15 protein-coding genes are annotated in these 14820 nt (G+C 63.2%); 4 read left to right on the top strand and 11 right to left on the bottom strand.

Annotated features, from left to right (window positions below):
* Positions 1–27 precede the first annotated feature (27 nt).
* A complete protein-coding gene (locus JOF55_RS20545) occupies positions 28–501 on the bottom strand; it encodes a nuclear transport factor 2 family protein (protein WP_310276899.1) in 474 nt (157 codons plus the stop codon).
* Positions 502–913: 412 nt separating this feature from the next.
* Between JOF55_RS20545 and JOF55_RS20540 the strand changes: the two genes are divergently transcribed.
* Positions 914–1522: a nuclear transport factor 2 family protein gene (locus JOF55_RS20540; protein WP_310276896.1), complete on the top strand. Its 609-nt coding sequence runs from the start codon at positions 914–916 to the stop codon at positions 1520–1522.
* Positions 1523–1534: 12 nt separating this feature from the next.
* Here JOF55_RS20540 and JOF55_RS20535 read toward each other — a convergent pair whose 3' ends face one another.
* From JOF55_RS20535 to JOF55_RS20495, 9 genes are all read right to left on the bottom strand, one after another.
* Positions 1535–2050, bottom strand: a complete 516-nt coding sequence (locus JOF55_RS20535; RefSeq protein WP_310276893.1) for a pyridoxamine 5'-phosphate oxidase family protein — start codon at positions 2048–2050, stop codon at positions 1535–1537.
* Positions 2051–2128: 78 nt separating this feature from the next.
* Positions 2129–2521: a nuclear transport factor 2 family protein gene (locus tag JOF55_RS20530; protein ID WP_310276890.1), complete on the bottom strand. Its 393-nt coding sequence runs from the start codon at positions 2519–2521 to the stop codon at positions 2129–2131.
* Between the two features lie 57 nt (positions 2522–2578).
* Positions 2579–4135, bottom strand: a complete 1557-nt coding sequence (locus tag JOF55_RS20525) for a class I adenylate-forming enzyme family protein (RefSeq protein ID WP_310276887.1) — start codon at positions 4133–4135, stop codon at positions 2579–2581.
* Between the two features lie 95 nt (positions 4136–4230).
* On the bottom strand, positions 4231–4947 hold the full coding sequence (locus JOF55_RS20520; protein WP_310276884.1) for an ABC transporter ATP-binding protein: 717 nt from the start codon (positions 4945–4947) through the stop codon (positions 4231–4233).
* A complete protein-coding gene (locus JOF55_RS20515; RefSeq protein ID WP_310276881.1) occupies positions 4940–5713 on the bottom strand; it encodes an ABC transporter ATP-binding protein in 774 nt (257 codons plus the stop codon). The genes JOF55_RS20520 and JOF55_RS20515 overlap by 8 nt, the downstream gene beginning before the upstream one ends.
* Positions 5710–6663 carry a branched-chain amino acid ABC transporter permease gene (locus tag JOF55_RS20510; RefSeq protein WP_310276878.1) on the bottom strand — a complete coding sequence of 318 codons (954 nt, stop codon included), beginning with the start codon at positions 6661–6663 and terminating at the stop codon, positions 5710–5712. Before JOF55_RS20510 ends, JOF55_RS20515 begins: the two co-directional genes overlap by 4 nt.
* Positions 6660–7550 carry a branched-chain amino acid ABC transporter permease gene (locus JOF55_RS20505; protein WP_310276875.1) on the bottom strand — a complete coding sequence of 297 codons (891 nt, stop codon included), beginning with the start codon at positions 7548–7550 and terminating at the stop codon, positions 6660–6662. Before JOF55_RS20505 ends, JOF55_RS20510 begins: the two co-directional genes overlap by 4 nt.
* Positions 7551–7661: 111 nt before the next feature.
* Positions 7662–8702 (bottom strand): ABC transporter substrate-binding protein, encoded by a 1041-nt coding sequence (locus JOF55_RS20500; RefSeq protein ID WP_310276872.1) that lies wholly within the window; start codon positions 8700–8702, stop codon positions 7662–7664.
* 187 nt (positions 8703–8889) lie between these two features.
* Entirely contained in the window at positions 8890–10065 is a 1176-nt protein-coding gene (locus JOF55_RS20495) for an ABC transporter substrate-binding protein (protein WP_310276869.1), read from the bottom strand.
* A 329-nt stretch (positions 10066–10394) separates the two neighbouring features.
* Here JOF55_RS20495 and JOF55_RS20490 point away from each other — a divergent pair, with 329 nt between their 5' ends.
* The 3 genes from JOF55_RS20490 (at position 10395) to JOF55_RS20480 (ending at position 13937) form a co-directional block, all read left to right on the top strand.
* Positions 10395–11186 carry an SDR family NAD(P)-dependent oxidoreductase gene (locus JOF55_RS20490; protein ID WP_310276866.1) on the top strand — a complete coding sequence of 264 codons (792 nt, stop codon included), beginning with the start codon at positions 10395–10397 and terminating at the stop codon, positions 11184–11186.
* Positions 11187–11303: 117 nt separating this feature from the next.
* Positions 11304–12107 carry an amidohydrolase family protein gene (locus tag JOF55_RS20485; RefSeq protein WP_310276863.1) on the top strand — a complete coding sequence of 268 codons (804 nt, stop codon included), beginning with the start codon at positions 11304–11306 and terminating at the stop codon, positions 12105–12107.
* 117 nt (positions 12108–12224) lie between these two features.
* Positions 12225–13937, top strand: coding sequence for an FAD-dependent oxidoreductase (locus tag JOF55_RS20480; protein WP_310276860.1), 1713 nt, complete (start codon positions 12225–12227; stop codon positions 13935–13937).
* A 99-nt stretch (positions 13938–14036) separates the two neighbouring features.
* On the opposite strand, the gene JOF55_RS20475 is transcribed toward JOF55_RS20480, so the two are convergent.
* On the bottom strand, positions 14037–14786 hold the full coding sequence (locus JOF55_RS20475) for a FadR/GntR family transcriptional regulator (protein ID WP_310276858.1): 750 nt from the start codon (positions 14784–14786) through the stop codon (positions 14037–14039).
* Positions 14787–14820: the final 34 nt, after the last annotated feature.

The following is a 14820-nucleotide window of genomic DNA, read 5'->3' as shown; positions in this document are numbered from 1 at the left end:
TCGGTCCTCTCCTGACAAGCGCCGCACTCAGGCCGGCACTGCCGCGATGGAAAACGTGTGGTGGGTCTCGGTCGATCGGCGAGCGAGCAGCCAGACGCCATCGACCCTTTCGAAGCGATCCCGGTAGGTCGCCGCGGTCTGCGTCCACGCTCCGTCAGATCCCTGCGCCACCGCGTGGACATTGGTCACGGCGGTTGCCTCGGCGCCATGAATGTCGACCACCGGATTGCACGACCAGTGATGCGTCGGCCCCAACTGCTCCCACATCGCCTCGGCCGCTTCACGAATGGCCGTGCGCCCGGACGCTTCGTGTCCAGGCCCGGCCGACCAAAACGCGTTCTCCGTCCACACGGCAACGAAACGGTCCGGCTCACGCTTGTCGAATCCGTGGCTGTACTCGTACACCAAGCGCCGGATCGCCTCTTGAGCTTCGATCCTCTCGATCCGCACCGCGATGTCGGCCGACTGAATCACGGAGTCGTTCTCGACAAACGCACTCATTACACGCCACCAATCCTTCGAAACCGGCCGGCTGACTTCCGTACAACTGCCATGACGAGTAGCCCCCGGAGTCGATACGGCGCGAAAAGAGGGCGCGCGAGACCGGCGAACACCTCCGATAAAGGACGGAAAGCAGGACGATCCGGAGTGCTTCGTGCTCGGATCCCTCGTCGGAGTAACCACCGGGGATCAACCAACCGAGAAGTGGATCACACGTCATGAGTGTGATGTCATCAACAATCCATGTCAAGGATTAGCATGAATTCATGCTCGTGCGGAACAGTGACCACGCGCCTTCGGAGCATTGGCCCGCTCCCGGACGCCGCCCAACGGCAACCATGCCTTCCCCAGCGGCCCCCACCAGGATCGACCAGACGACCCTGGAGCAGATCGATGATAAAGATTATTCTTCATGGTGCTTGATTTGATCACCATCGGCTGGAGATACACGATGGACTTCCGCAGACCGACCACCACGGCACCGGCTCAGACACCGGAAGAGGCTTACCGACAACTCCGGTCCCTGGCCGACGAGAGCGCCCTGCGCAACCTCGGAGCCCTGTATTCCATGGCTGTCGACGACCACGACATCGACACCGTCGTCGCGATGTTCGCCGAGGACGGCAGCTTCACCCGGGCCGGCCACACCGTCCAGGGGCACACTGCCCTGCGAGACTTCTACATCGGCATGATGGATCGCTATGTCACGACCCTGCACATCCCGAACTCCCACGTGATCACGGTCGACGACGACACGGCAACGGGAATCCTGACCGGACAGGCCGAACTGTCGTTGAACGGCACACTCATGATGGCGGCCTACCGCTACGACGACCGCTACGCACGGCAGGACGGCCGCTGGGTTTTCGCCGCCCGTACCCTGAAGTTCATGTACGTGGTGCCGATCGAACAGATGCCGACGAGCTTCGGCGACAGCAAACGAATTCGCTGGCCGGAGACCCCGTACGCCGAAGCGGACCTCCCCGAGGCGTTGCCGACATGGGACTCCTACAAGTGCTGACCCCGAGTGAGTTCACCGGTCCGTTCGAACCGTTTGACCACCGCCGCGCCCGTCTCCGCCGATCTTGCGCGAGTCGTGGCTTGCCGGGATCGCAACCGGACGAACCTGGAACACCACTCTCTTCGGACTATCGAGGAGTCTCTTGAAAGCCGTGGAATCAGCGGGGGCGAACCGGGGGCAGAAGCGTTCGAAGAACCACTGCTTGACGGCCTCGTCCCGGTGTACGGTGGCCACTCCCCGAACCGCGAGCATACGACGTCCGGGCAGGCCGGTGCCCGCGTTCGAGATCACCAGGGTCACACGGGGATCATCCAGCACGGCGCGAGCATGCGCGCGATCCTCCACGGCGGTCAGCCAGAAGGTTCCCTCGTGATGCAGGAAACTCATCACCACACCACTCGGCCAGCCGGATGAGTTCCCGAAAACGAACGTGCATTCGGTTTGAGTCTCGATGAGCTCGTTGCGATCGGCCCGATCCAGATTGAGTGTGTGCAAGTCTTCCAGGTCATCAATACCTACCTCGCCCACCTGTTTGCCTCCCTCGGAACTGGATCCACACGGAGAGTACCCACATGAGGTACGGTTGTTTTCCGCTTGATCAGCACGTCAGTCCGCACGATATCCAGGCTCGGGCCCCCGCACCAGCTTGGCGACCTTCGCGGTGTCGTACCAGGTTTGCAGTCGCCTGATGAGCCCGTCCTGGAACTCGAACACGTCGAGTGCGTCGAACGTGACGACACGCCCGGAGGTCGTACACCCGGTGAACCGGATCTCGACCACCACCGAGCTGTCCGAAACCAGGTGTCGCGTCGGCGTGTCAGTGTGCTCGGAGTACCCACTGAGGATTCTCGGAAAATAGTCCAAAATAGCGCTGACTCCGTGCACGGGTTCCTGGCCGACCGCGATCAGTTCCGCATCGTGGTGCCAGAGTCGCCCCATCAGATCCCAGTCCTCGGTGTTGACCGCTTCGAAGTACTTTTCGACCAGCTCGTGAGCCAACGCTCCAACCCCTCCAACAAGCCGGGAACCCCACTTCGGCCCCGCCCGCTTCATCGATCACACCCTGCGGTCCTGCGCTGCCCAGTGCGGCTCACGTAGCTCGCGCTTCAGGATCTTTCCGGTCGGCGCCTTCGGAAGTTCGGAAACGAATTCCACCGAGCGAGGTTTCTGGTAGGAGGCCAGGTGTACTTTCGCCGTGTCGATGATGTCGGGCTCAGTCACCTTCATCGATGGCTTCCGCACCACGAATGCCTTGACCGACTCGCCCCACTGGTCGTCGGGAACACCCACCACGGCGCATTCGAGCACCGCGGGATGCTGATTGATCGCCTCCTCCACCTGGATGGAGTAAATGTTCTCCCCACCACTGATGATCATGTCTTTTGCCCGGTCGACGATGTAGACGTAACTGTTCGCGTCCCACACAGCCACATCCCCGGTCCACATCCAGCCATCGCGGATGGTCTCCGCCGTGAGCTCCGGACGGTTCCAATAACCGACCATGTTCGCACCGGAGCGAACGACGATCTGTCCGAATGTCCTGCCGTCCTTGGGCACCGGCCGACCATCGGGGTCGACCACCCGCACCGTCGTCACAAACCCCTCCCGGCCGCAGGACTTCAGCCGATCGGGATCGATGCCACGTATCGCTTCGAGGTGGTCCTCCTGCGACAGGAAGCACATCGTCGAACCTTCGGTCTGGCCATAGCCCTGGATCAACGTGCAGGGGAAGGAGTCCAGCGCCGCCTTGACCACGCTGGAGGGCATCGGTCCCCCACCGTACTGGATGTTGCGCAGGCTCGACAGGTCGTAGGAGGAGAATCCGGGTACGGCCATCATCCAGTTCAGCATCGTAGTGATACCGAGAAACGCCGACACCCGCTCCGATTCGATGAGCTCCAGCGAGGTTCTGGGGTCGAAGGTGGTAAGCACCAGGGGACACCCGTGCCGCATGTAGTTCATGGCAAGTACCACGGGGATGTGGTACATCTGCCCGGTCATCAGGTACACGTCGGTCGGAACGATCCGTTCGGCGACCGTTTGATTCAGCATGCCGTTGGCAACGCTGCGATGCGAGTGCAGCGCACCCTTCGACTCGCCGGTCGTTCCCCCGGTGTACAGGATGAAGAAGGGGTCGTCGCCGCCTACGGATTCCGACCACCGCGGTTCGTCGGCGGACGCCCGGGCGAGCAAGTCCTCATAGGAGCCGTCACCGCCCGGACCGTACTGCAGCCAATGTTCCACATCCAGCAGCGACTGCAGCTGCTCACCGACTTCGAGCCATTCATCGGAGATGATGATTGCTTTGGGGGCGGCATCCAGTACGACCCTGCGGAGCTCTTCCACCCCCTGCCGCCAGTTGAGTGGCTGTACGACCAAGCCGGCTCGGCCGGCGGCATAATACAGCTCCTGATACTCGATACTGTTCTTGGCCAGGATACTCACACGGTCGCCGTATCCCAGTCCCAGCTCATCTCGGAGCCCGTTCGCCAGCCGGCGAATTCGCTCGTCGAGTTGAGCCCAGGTGAGGCGCCGGTTCTTCTCAGCATCGAATATTGCATCGGCATTCGGAGTGAGCGCCGCCCACTTGGCGGGTATACTACCAATATTCAAAGCACAGCCCTCTCGGTTCTCAGTGCAGTAATTTCAACTTATTATCAACGAGGCCGAAAATTAAGCTGATTACCACATCGGCCGCCACTGCCTTTTCATGCTCCGAGTGCGGCCTCGCCGAGGAATGCGCGTACCACCGAGGTGTCCGAGCGAGCCTGCTCGGCCGGACCGCTGAACACTACTTCCCCGCGCGCCACGACCACGACATCGTCAGCGATCTCAAGCCCCATGTCCGCATTTTGCTCCACCACGAGCAAGGCGATCCCCGAATTGGCGATATCGCGAACCGTTCCGAGTACGGACTCCACCATCGCCGGGGCCAGCCCCATCGACGGCTCGTCCATCATCATCGCGCGCGGTGCGGACATCAGCGCCCGGCCGAAAGCGAGCATCTGCTGCTCCCCACCGCTGAGCAACCCGGCAGGACCTCGCCGACGTTCACGCAACACCGGGAACATCTCGTAAACCCGATCCAGCTCCTTGGAGGATTGTTCCTTCTTCGCGACGTAGCCCCCCAGGACCAGGTTCTCCTCCACGGTCAGGGGAGCGAACACCTGTCGCCCCTCCGGAACGAGCACCAGCCCATTGCGCACAATCTTGTGCGTGGCCATGCCTGTGATCGGTTGGCCATCGAGCACCACCTCACCGGAGTCGGCCGGAACGAGACCGGTGGCTGCTCGCAGTGTCGTGCTTTTGCCTGCTCCATTGGCTCCGAGCACCAGAGTGACGCGCCCGGGAACCACCGAGGCACTCAACCCACGCACCGCCTCGACCCTGCCGTAACTGACGTGCAAATCATGGATTTCAAGCATGGGACCGCCCCCGCTTTCCCAAGTAGGCCTCCTGCACAGCTGGATGAACGACCACGTCGGCGGGGGTGCCTTCGGCCGCGAGCGCGCCGAAGTTCATCGCCACGAGGTGGTCGCAGGTGTCGACCATCATCTGCACGTCGTGCTCGACGAGAAGCTGAGCGAGGCCGTCACCACGCAGTGTGCGCAGCAGTTCGGAAATTTCTCCACGCTCCCGCTGGTTCATCCCGGCGGTGGGCTCGTCGAGCAGCAGCACCCGCGGCTTGGCCGCCAGTGCTCGGGCGATCTCCACTCGCCGTGCCATTCCGTAGGACAATTCCCCCGGCCGCCAGGAGCGGGCAGTGCCCAGACCGGTCCGTTCGATCGCCTCGTCGACCACTTCCGGCGTCGTGTCCGGCCGGAACCAGCTCCGCACGCCCCTTCCTCGCGCGTGGAGGTCCGCTCCGAGCCGGACGTTCTCCAGCACGGTCAGATCGGGCAGTAGCCGCACGGTCTGAAAAGTCCGAGACAGGCCACGGCGAGCGAGAGTCTCCGGGGGAGCATTTTGGTATTCCGCACCGTCGAGCAGCAGCCGACCACGGGTGAGCGACACCAATCGCGTCACGGCCGCAAGAAATGTGCTCTTACCGGAGCCATTCGGCCCCAGGATGCCGCAGATCCTTCCTGCGGGGAGATTCAGGCCGAAGCCGTCGACGGCCTTGATCCCGCCGAAGTGCACCGCCACATCCTCCGCGGCGAGGACAGCCGGTTCAGCATCGAATGCATTCATCGAGAACCTCCGGTCCTGTTGTCGCCACCGAGCGATGCGAACAGGGCGCGCTCGGTATCGGTGTCATCGGTTCCGGACACGGAATCCCGTGCCACCACTCGACTGCTTCGTCGACGCAGCTTCCGGTAAGTGTCCTGCACCAGTCCGAGCAGCCCTGTCGGTACGAAGATCGCGGCCAGCACAACGATCAGACCGTAAACCACGCTCTGCCATTCCCCCGCGAGCTGCAGCATGCTCGGCAGCCAGGTGAAGACCACAGCACCGATAAGCGCACCGATCCACGACCTCAGCCCACCGACAATGATCATGGTCAACGCGAGTACGACCAGGTGAAAGCTGAGGGCCTGCGGAGAAACCGTAGTGCGCAGCAAGGCGTTCATCCCGCCGGCGCACGCCCCGAGCGCGCCGCTGATCACAAAGGACAGCCTTTGCAGGCGTACCACCGGAATGCCCACGGACATCGCGAGCTCCGGATCCTCGCGAACCGCATCGATACGGCGCTTGGTGGCGCCGCGTTCGGACAGTGCCAGAAGCACGATCACCACGACACTGACCATGATCACCTCGAGGGTGTTCAGGTCGCTGATGGCCCCGTACAGTCCCTGCGCACCGCCGGTCAGTTCACCACCGTTCGTGGCGATTACCGACAGGATCAGCACGAACGCGATCGTGGCCATCGCGAGATACAGCCCTTTCAAGCGCGAGACCACCAACGCGAGCAAGTAGCCGATCGAGGCGGCAAGCAGAATCCCGACACCGATCGCCACATAGGCAGGAATCTCGTAGCGGATGGTCAGGATCGCCGACACATAGGCACCGAGCCCGTAACTTCCCACCCCGGCGAACGAGAAAACACCCATCCGCAGGGGCACCTGAATACTCAGCACGAGCAGAAGGTTCACAAAGGTGGACTGGATCAGAACAAGGTGGGCATCATACCATTCGATCATGTGCGCCGCACCTCCTTACGGCCGAAGAGACCACGAGGCCGGAGGAGAAGCACCACGAAAATGAGGCCGAAAGCGACCGCGCTGGCCCACATACCCGACATCTGGGTCAGCACGATGGTCTCGGCCAGAGCGAGCACCATCGCACCGGTGATCACTCCCGTGACCGATCCGATGCCACCGAGAATGATCGCCGCGAACGCCTTGATCAGAAAACTGTCTCCGGTTTCCGCAGCAATCGATCCCAAGTAGTACGTCAGCAGGATTCCTGCCATACCGGCCAATCCTCCGGAAACCGCCATCGTGCCGAAAGCCAACCTACGGCGGTCCACCCCCATGAGCGTGGCAACCTCGGAATCGACTCCGATAGCGCGCAGTGCCAGACCGGCACGAGCCGACCGCAACCACCATGCGGTCAATGCCGACATGCCGACGGCCACGCTCAGAATCACGAACTGTATGTTCGATACCTGTAGCGGCCCCAACTCGTATACCTCGATGTGAAAAGTACTATTCGAAAATCCGAACGGAACGCTCCTGGTCACATGCTGCGCAATCGCCAGCAGAATACTGGAAATGCCGATTCCACCGACCAGGATTTGCAGCTCCGCTCTGTGATGGTCGGTACTGCGGCGCTGAATCGGGTCGAAGACCAGCATCTGAGTCAGCACCGAAAGCACGGCTCCCACCACCATGCCGAGCAGGACCATGATCGGCATGGGCAAAGCTACCTTCTGGACGATGAAGTGGGCGCTCAATGCGGCGAACATGAAAAACGAGCCATGGGCGAAGTTCAATATCCCGATCGTTCCCCACGCCACGCTCATGCCGAGCGCGAACAACAGATACAGCGATCCGAGTGTGACCGCATTGATCAGTATCTGCGCCATCTCGGCTCACCTGCTTTCCTCGCCGCTGGTCCCTGCCTCACAGGCTTGCCCCTTACGCTCAGCACGTGTCCGCACTCCCTTGCATCACCATGGAAGTCGACTTCGGTACGGTCATGATCCGCTCGGCATCACGAGGACTTCCTTGCTGCCGTTCCAGCCGGCCAGCACACCTTCGACACGTACGTCGTTGCCCTGGAATCTCAGTTCGCCCTGGGCGCCTTTGAACCCGGCCTTGGCAACTTCGGCCAGCCCGTCCTGGATGGCACTCCGCGAGGAACTGCCTGCCTGCTCGATGCCCCGGGCCAGGAACCACGCGGCATCATAGCCCTCGGCCGCAAAATTGTTGGGAATCTCGCCGCCATATTTGGCCTTGTAGGCCTCGATGAAAGCCTTGGTGCTCGGTTTGTTGCTCAGCGCGCTGAAGTTGCCGGGCCAGACCGCACCCGCCGCGACCTCACCGGCCGTCTCCAGGTTGCCTGCTCCCATGGACAACATGCCCACGATCTCGCCCTGATAGCCGTTCCGCCGAAGCTGGCTGATCGCCCGGGGATTCTGCGGTCCGGTGAGCAGAACGAACACCGCACCCGGAGCCGCCTCGGCGATCTCCGATCCCACGGCGGTGAAGTCCAGCGCGTCACGCGGAACACCGTTGGAGCTTTGTATCGAGAAACCGTGCTCCTCGGCCAAACCGGGAACCGTCTTCTTGCCCAGCTCGGACAACGTCGGGATACCGCTGTTGTAGAGCACGGCAGCGGTCCGGATGTTCTTGCTCGCGAGGTAGTCGCCGGCCACCCCGAAATAGGAACTCGCAGGCGGCGTCACCCGATAGGTGTAGTCGCCGACCAGCACACCCTCGCTGCCCGCCTGGGTGTAGATCACCGGCATCCGCGACTTCTGCGCGATCGGAGACATCGCAGCAGCCTGCGAGCTCGTGCCCGGCCCGAGGATGGCGGCGTAGGACTCGTCCGCAATCGCCTGGGTCGTGAAACTGGCCGCCTTCCGAGCGCTCGTACCACTGTCCTTGACCTCGATCTTCAGGTCGGTCTCACCGAGGAAGTCCTGCTGGTTGATCTGCTCGACAGCCAGCTTGATCCCTTTCGTGGTATGAATCCCGGCATAGGCAAGTGGCCCGGTCATCTCCTTGATGGACATGATCTTCACGGTCTCCGGCAGACCACCACCGGCATCACTCGTTCTCGAAGAACCACCACACCCGGCCAAACCCACCACAAGCGTCGCCGCACCAGCAAGGGCAACGACACGCCACCATCTCTTGCGCACCTTCATGAACACTCCGCACCCAAACCGAACCAATCGTGGTCGGCGCTTCATCGCACGATCATGATCCGCTCGGCATCACGAGGACTTCCTTGCTGCCGTTCCAGCCGGCCAGCACACCTTCGACACGTACGTCGTTGCCCTGGAATCTCAGTTCGCCCTGGGCGCCTTTGAACCCGGCCTTGGCAACTCCGGCCAGCCCGTCCTGGATCGCGGTACGCGACACACTGCCTGCCTGCTCGATCCCCCGGGCCAGGAACCACGCGGCATCATAGCCCTCGGCCGCGTAGTTGTTGGGGATCTCGCCGTCGTACTCGGCTTTGTAGGCCTCGACGAATTTCTGCACGCTCGGCTTCTTGCTCAGCGCGCTGAAGTTGCCGGGCCAGACCGCACCCGCCGCGGTCTCGCCTGCCGTTTCCAGGTTGCCTGCTCCCATGGAAGTCATGCCCACGATCTCGCCCTGATAGCCGTTCCGCCGAAGCTGGCTGATCGCCCGGGGATTCTGCGGCCCTTCCAGCAAGACGAACACCGCACCCGGAGCCGCCTCGGCGATCTCCGATCCCACGGCGGTGAAGTCCAGCGCGTCACGCGGAACACCGTTGGAGCTTTGCATCGAGAAACCGTGCTCCTCGGCCAAACCGGGAACCGTCTTCTTGCCCAGCTCGGACAACGTCGGATTCCCGCTGTTGTAGAGCACGGCAGCGGTCCGGATGTTCTTGCTCGCGAGGTAGTCGCCGGCCACCCCGAAATAGGAACTCGCAGGTGGTGTAAGTCGGTATGTGTAGTCGCCGACCAGCACACCCTCGCTGCCCGCCTGGGTGTAGATCACCGGCATCCGCGACTTCTGCGCGATCGGAGACATCGCAGCAGCCTGCGAACTGGAGGCAGGCCCGAGGATGGCGGCGTAGGACTCGTCCGCAATCGCCTGGGTCGTGAAACTGGCCGCCTTCTGAGCGCTTGCGGCACTGTCCTTGACCTCGATCTTCAGGTCGGTCTCACCGAGGAAGTCCTGCTGGTTGATCTGCTCGACAGCCAGCTTGATTCCCCTGGTGGCATGGATCCCGGCGAAGGAAACCGGCCCGGTCATCTCCTTGATGGACATGATCTTCACGGTCTCCGGCAGACCACCACCGGCGTTGCTCGCTCCGGAAGAGCCACCACACCCGGCCAAACCCACCACCAGCGTCGCCGCACCGGCAAAGGCAGCAGTACGCCACCATCTCTTGCGCACCTTCATGAACACTCCCAGCACGAGCCAAAATGATGATTATCATTGGTATGAGTTTCCACACTGTAAGCCGCATCACGACCCCTGTCCACCCCCGGTTTCCCGCCATGTCGGGGCAGGAGCGGCAATGTCGGCGGACGTGTCGACGTGGCACCACATGGCACCTTCGACCAACAGAACGTGTACGTACCGGGGTAGCGAGACGTGCCGGACGCGCACAGGAGAGCCTTGACATCAACAAGACGCACAACCAGGATAACGATTATTATCTTTAGCGCCTTGCGGTAGACAACCACGGACAAGCGTCCCCATCCGGGTGGGCGAACAGGGGCATGTGCATGGCCAAGAGCAATACGGCAGGAACCCCGGACACCGTCGCGGGGAAGGTGGTCATCGTCACCGGTGGTGGTGCCGGCATGGGACGGGCAACCACTCTGGCATTCGCCACGGCAGGTGCGAAAGTCGTCGTCGCCGACATCTCCTCTGAGGCCGGGGCCGCCGTTGCCGACGAAATCACCATCGACGGTGGCGAAGCGTCGTTCGTACACACCGACGTCAGTCGCGCCGAAGACGTCGAAACGCTGGTCACGCAGACCGTCGACCGCTACGGCCGCTTGGACTGTGCCGTGAACAACGCGGCGATCACCCCGGATCGGCACCGAATCGTCGATGCCGATCCCGAACAGTTCCGGCACATTCTCGATATCAACCTGACCTCGATGCTGCTGTCGCTGAAGTATGAGATCGCGCAGCTACTTCGCCAGGGCACCCCTGGTTCCATCGTCAATGTCGGTTCCGTTCGCTCCTTCCGGGCCGGCTCCGGGGCACCCGCATACACCTCCGCCAAACATGGCGTGATCGGACTGACCCGCACCGCAGCCCTGGAGTACGCGGAGTTCGGTGTACGAGTCAACGCCGTTTGCCCCGGAGCGATCGACACACCAATGGTGCGGGAAGCAAGACAAGCACGCGAGGAGAGCGAATCCGACATGGCGGGACGGCTGAGTCTGCTCGGGCGGCTCGGTACGCCGGAGGAAGTGGCGCAGGCCAATCTCTGGCTGTGCTCCCCCGCATCCTCGCTGATCACCGGACAGGCAATCACCGCCGATGGCGGCTACCTCACCAGGTGACGGGGTAGGCACTCGATACTCCCCGGGGCACCTCTCCGCCAACCGGCTTCGTCCTGAGTACCCGCAATGGCCATCACATCCCATCCGGTCGAGATGTGTCGAAGAAACGAGGTCATTTTGATCATTGATGCACACACGCACGTTTGGCCCGACGCATTGGCCGACAAGGCGCTGAGTGCCAACAAGCTTCCGGGCCTGTCGGCGGTCGGCGACGGAAAGTCGACCACCCTCGCCGGCGAGATGCCCGACAACGGTGTCGGGCACAGCATCGCTCTGGGAGTGGCAGGCGCAGCACGACATGTCGACCGCACCAACGAGTTCGTGGCCTCCCTAGACCGGGCGAGTTTCACCCCGTTCGGGTCGGTGCATGTGGATCTCAGCGTGGAGGAAAACCTCAACAGTCTGCGCCGCCACGGGATCCGGGGCGTCAAAGTTCATCCCCTGTTCCAGGGATTCGGCCTCATGCACGAACGCCTCTGGGAACTGTTCGAGGCGTTCGACGAGGACATCGCGGTCATCACCCATGTGGGAGCCGGCGGAAGTGGGCAGGTCAACTCGCTGAGCACACCGCGGATGCTGCGCGAGATCGTGCGGACCTTCCCTCGCCTGCGTCTGGTCGCCTGCCACTTCGGGGGGTACCACATGCTTGAAGAAGCCGAGGAAGAACTGCGTGGCCTGCCGATCGTCCTGGAAACTTCCTGGCCTCCCGCGCTGGCTCGGATGGACCCGAACACGGTACGCCGCCTGATCAACAATCACGGTGCGGAACGGGTGGTGTTCGGCTCCGACTGGCCGATGGCCAACCCGGCCGAGGAGATCGACGCCATCCGCAGGCTGAACCTCGGCGACGAGGTCGAAGCGGCCATCCTCGGCAAGAACCTCGAGCGCGTACTCCGCCTGGACTTGCCCGCAGACGGGTAAGCGTTCCACACCGAGCGCTCTACCGGTGCAAGCCACGAGAGCTCCTCGTCCACGAGTCGACGGGAAACCGGATGAACAACAACTCCGAGCTCCAGCAGCGGGAAGGGACGTGCACCGATGACCAACCACCGAACGAACGAGACCGAGACCAGTGCCAAACAGCCCGTGGTCGTCGTGGGAGCAGGGCTCTCCGGTCTGGCCACCGCTCTGGGCGCGGCCCTCAACGGGTGCTCGGTCACCATCTTCGAAGCCGACGAACTGGTCGGCGGAGCAGCCGCGTACTCGGGAGGACAGGTCTGGGTCGGCGCCAACCACGTCGCCGAGCGCGAGGAGATCGCAGACGATCTCGACACCGCCGAGCGCTACGTTCGCGACATCGGCCGGGACCACCCCGAGGTACGCGACGAACAAGCGATGCACCGCTGGCTGACCATGGCGCCGGTCGCGACGCGGTACTGGGAAGACGTGGGCGCCATCAACTGGACCGTCATCCCGGGCCTCGCCGACTATCATGGGGAGGCCGACGGTGCCCTCGACGCAGGCCGGTACCTCACCAACGAAGTGATCGACGGCAGCATGCTCGGCCAGTGGCGCGAGCGACTGCGCGTGAGCCCGTACTTCCCGGTGGGCACCACCTACGCCGACATGTTCGTCAAGGGGCGACGACTGACCCATGTCGACGAGGGTGACAACGACGACGAGCCCGGACAAGCCGGCATGAATGCCTTCGGTCTTTCCGGCCGCCACGATCAACCGCCCGAGACCGCCGCGGAGGAAAGCGATCCGCTGACCTTCGGCACCGGTGTGGTGGCGAGCTTCCTCACCCGGGTGCTCAAGGAGGACCACATCGAGATTCTCCCGTCCCACCCGGTGACCGAGCTGCTGCGCGACGAGCGTGGTCGGGTCGTCGGCGCACGCGCCGAGGGACCGAATGGCCGGGTGGAGCGGCACGGAGCGGTTGTGCTGGCCACCAGCAGCTACGACTGGGATCCCGAACTGGTACGAGAACTGCTGAATCTCGCTCCGGAGGACTTCGGCAGTGTCGCGCCCGACAGCCTGCGCGGCGACGGGATCAAGCTCGCGCGTTCGGTGGGCGGGGCGGTCGCACGGATCCCCGCCACCAGCGTTCCCATGCTGCCCGGCTGGCGCTCGGAGGTCGGCACCGGGTTCGCGTACGGACCCGAGTACGCGATGCCGCACACCATGATCGTGGACAAGAGCGGCAAGCGCTACTGCAACGACTCCTACTGGGTCGACATCGTGGCCAAGACCATGGACCCCGATGATCCGCACCTGCCCTTCTTCCTCGTCTGGGACGAGCAGCACCATCGCAAGTACGGTCTGTCGGCCACTCCACCCGGCGGGGAATATCCGGACGGACTGGTCACCTCCGCTCCGAGTCTGCGTGAGCTCGGCGAGGCGCTCGGTATCGACGGCGAGCAGCTCGAGGCGACCGCTGCTCACTACAGTGCGAATGCAGCGCGTGGTGAGGATCCCGAGTTCGGCCGGGGAACGGTCGATTACGTCCGGCGCTTCGCCGGGGACCCCGAGCACGGGCCCAACCCGGTGCTGGGCACCATCACCGAGCCGCCCTTCCACGGCCTGAAGCTGAAGTTCGTGGGGACCGGCATCGGCTCCAGTGGGATACACATCGACGGGGACGGTCACGTCCTCGACGAGGCGGGCGCAGCCGTCCCCGGATTGTACGCGGCGGGTTCCTGCGCAGCGATGACCACAATGGGAAGTGGTTACAACAGCGGCTTCGCTCTCGGCCGAGGCATCACACTGGCCTATCTCGTGTCCAACGAACTCGGCGGTGTACGGAGCTGAGGGAGGGGCCGGTGGGGTGGAGCGATCACCGCGGAAAGGGCCGTTCCGCCCTGCCGGCATGAAGCCCGCACCGGAGTGGTCCTGCGGGCGGAGGAGCTTTCAGCGCCAGTCGACGACCTCGTTCATCAACTGCGGCTCACGCTTGGAAACGGTCTTGGCGTACTCACTCATGTGCTCGCGCATCAAGCGCTCCGCCACTTCCGCGTCGCCGTCGATGATCGCATCGGCGATCTCGGCATGGACCCGTTTGACCCGACCACGTTTGCTGGCCACGTAAACCGCCGAGGCCCGCTCGGTGAAAATGTCCTTCATCGCGCGAGCGAAGATGTTGAGCAGGCCGTTTCCCGACATCGACAGCACCTTCGCGTGGAAGGCATTACTGGCCTCCAGCCACTCGCCGTCCTCCTCGGCGTCGAGTCCCTGCTGCACAATGGCCCGTAGCTCATCATTGTCCTGCGGGTCGTGGCGCTCGGCGGCCAAGCGGGCAACGAGCGGTTCGAGGATCAGTCGTGCCTCGACCAGTTCGGAGAATCGAATGTCGAGCACTTGAAAAAACAGCGTGGCCATACGGCCGAACTCGCGGCTGTCCACCTCGGAGACGACGGGCCCGCCACCGGGCCCCGGCTTCATCCGGACCAGGCCGTGTACCTCGAGAACACGCAGCGCCTCCCGCAGTGAAGCTCGCGCGACCTGATAGCGCTCGAGCATGGCGCTTTCCGACTCGAGTGTGGCCCCCGGAGCGAGGCGCTTCTTGGCGATTTCACGCACGATGTCCCGCGCGATGGTCGAAGAGACCTTCTCACCACGCCGCTCCCATGCAATGCTCGCGGCCGACCCGACTTCACTCATAATAGTTCGCATCATACCGATGGTCGGAATCTAC

Origin of the sequence: Haloactinomyces albus, assembly GCF_031458135.1 — a bacterium.
Taxonomy (GTDB): Bacteria; Actinomycetota; Actinomycetes; order Mycobacteriales; family Pseudonocardiaceae; genus Haloactinomyces; species Haloactinomyces albus.
The sequence above is the reverse complement of the archived record's forward strand: the minus strand, read 5'-3'. Positions and strand labels throughout refer to the sequence as shown.

Excerpts from the sequence above, each read along its gene's own strand:
- JOF55_RS20545 (WP_310276899.1), bottom strand. The coding sequence starts at position 501 with ATGAGTGCGTTTGTCGAGAACGACTCCGTGATTCAGTCGGCCGACATC.
- JOF55_RS20540 (WP_310276896.1), top strand. The coding sequence starts at position 914 with ATGGTGCTTGATTTGATCACCATCGGCTGGAGATACACGATGGACTTC.
- JOF55_RS20520 (WP_310276884.1), bottom strand. The coding sequence starts at position 4,947 with ATGCTTGAAATCCATGATTTGCACGTCAGTTACGGCAGGGTCGAGGCG.
- JOF55_RS20515 (WP_310276881.1), bottom strand. The coding sequence starts at position 5,713 with ATGAATGCATTCGATGCTGAACCGGCTGTCCTCGCCGCGGAGGATGTG.
- JOF55_RS20510 (WP_310276878.1), bottom strand. The coding sequence starts at position 6,663 with ATGATCGAATGGTATGATGCCCACCTTGTTCTGATCCAGTCCACCTTT.
- JOF55_RS20505 (WP_310276875.1), bottom strand. The coding sequence starts at position 7,550 with ATGGCGCAGATACTGATCAATGCGGTCACACTCGGATCGCTGTATCTG.
- JOF55_RS20500 (WP_310276872.1), bottom strand. The coding sequence starts at position 8,702 with ATGTCCATCAAGGAGATGACCGGGCCACTTGCCTATGCCGGGATTCAT.
- JOF55_RS20495 (WP_310276869.1), bottom strand. The coding sequence starts at position 10,065 with ATGAAGGTGCGCAAGAGATGGTGGCGTACTGCTGCCTTTGCCGGTGCG.
- JOF55_RS20490 (WP_310276866.1), top strand. The coding sequence starts at position 10,395 with ATGGCCAAGAGCAATACGGCAGGAACCCCGGACACCGTCGCGGGGAAG.
- JOF55_RS20480 (WP_310276860.1), top strand. The coding sequence starts at position 12,225 with ATGACCAACCACCGAACGAACGAGACCGAGACCAGTGCCAAACAGCCC.
- JOF55_RS20475 (WP_310276858.1), bottom strand. The coding sequence starts at position 14,786 with ATGAGTGAAGTCGGGTCGGCCGCGAGCATTGCATGGGAGCGGCGTGGT.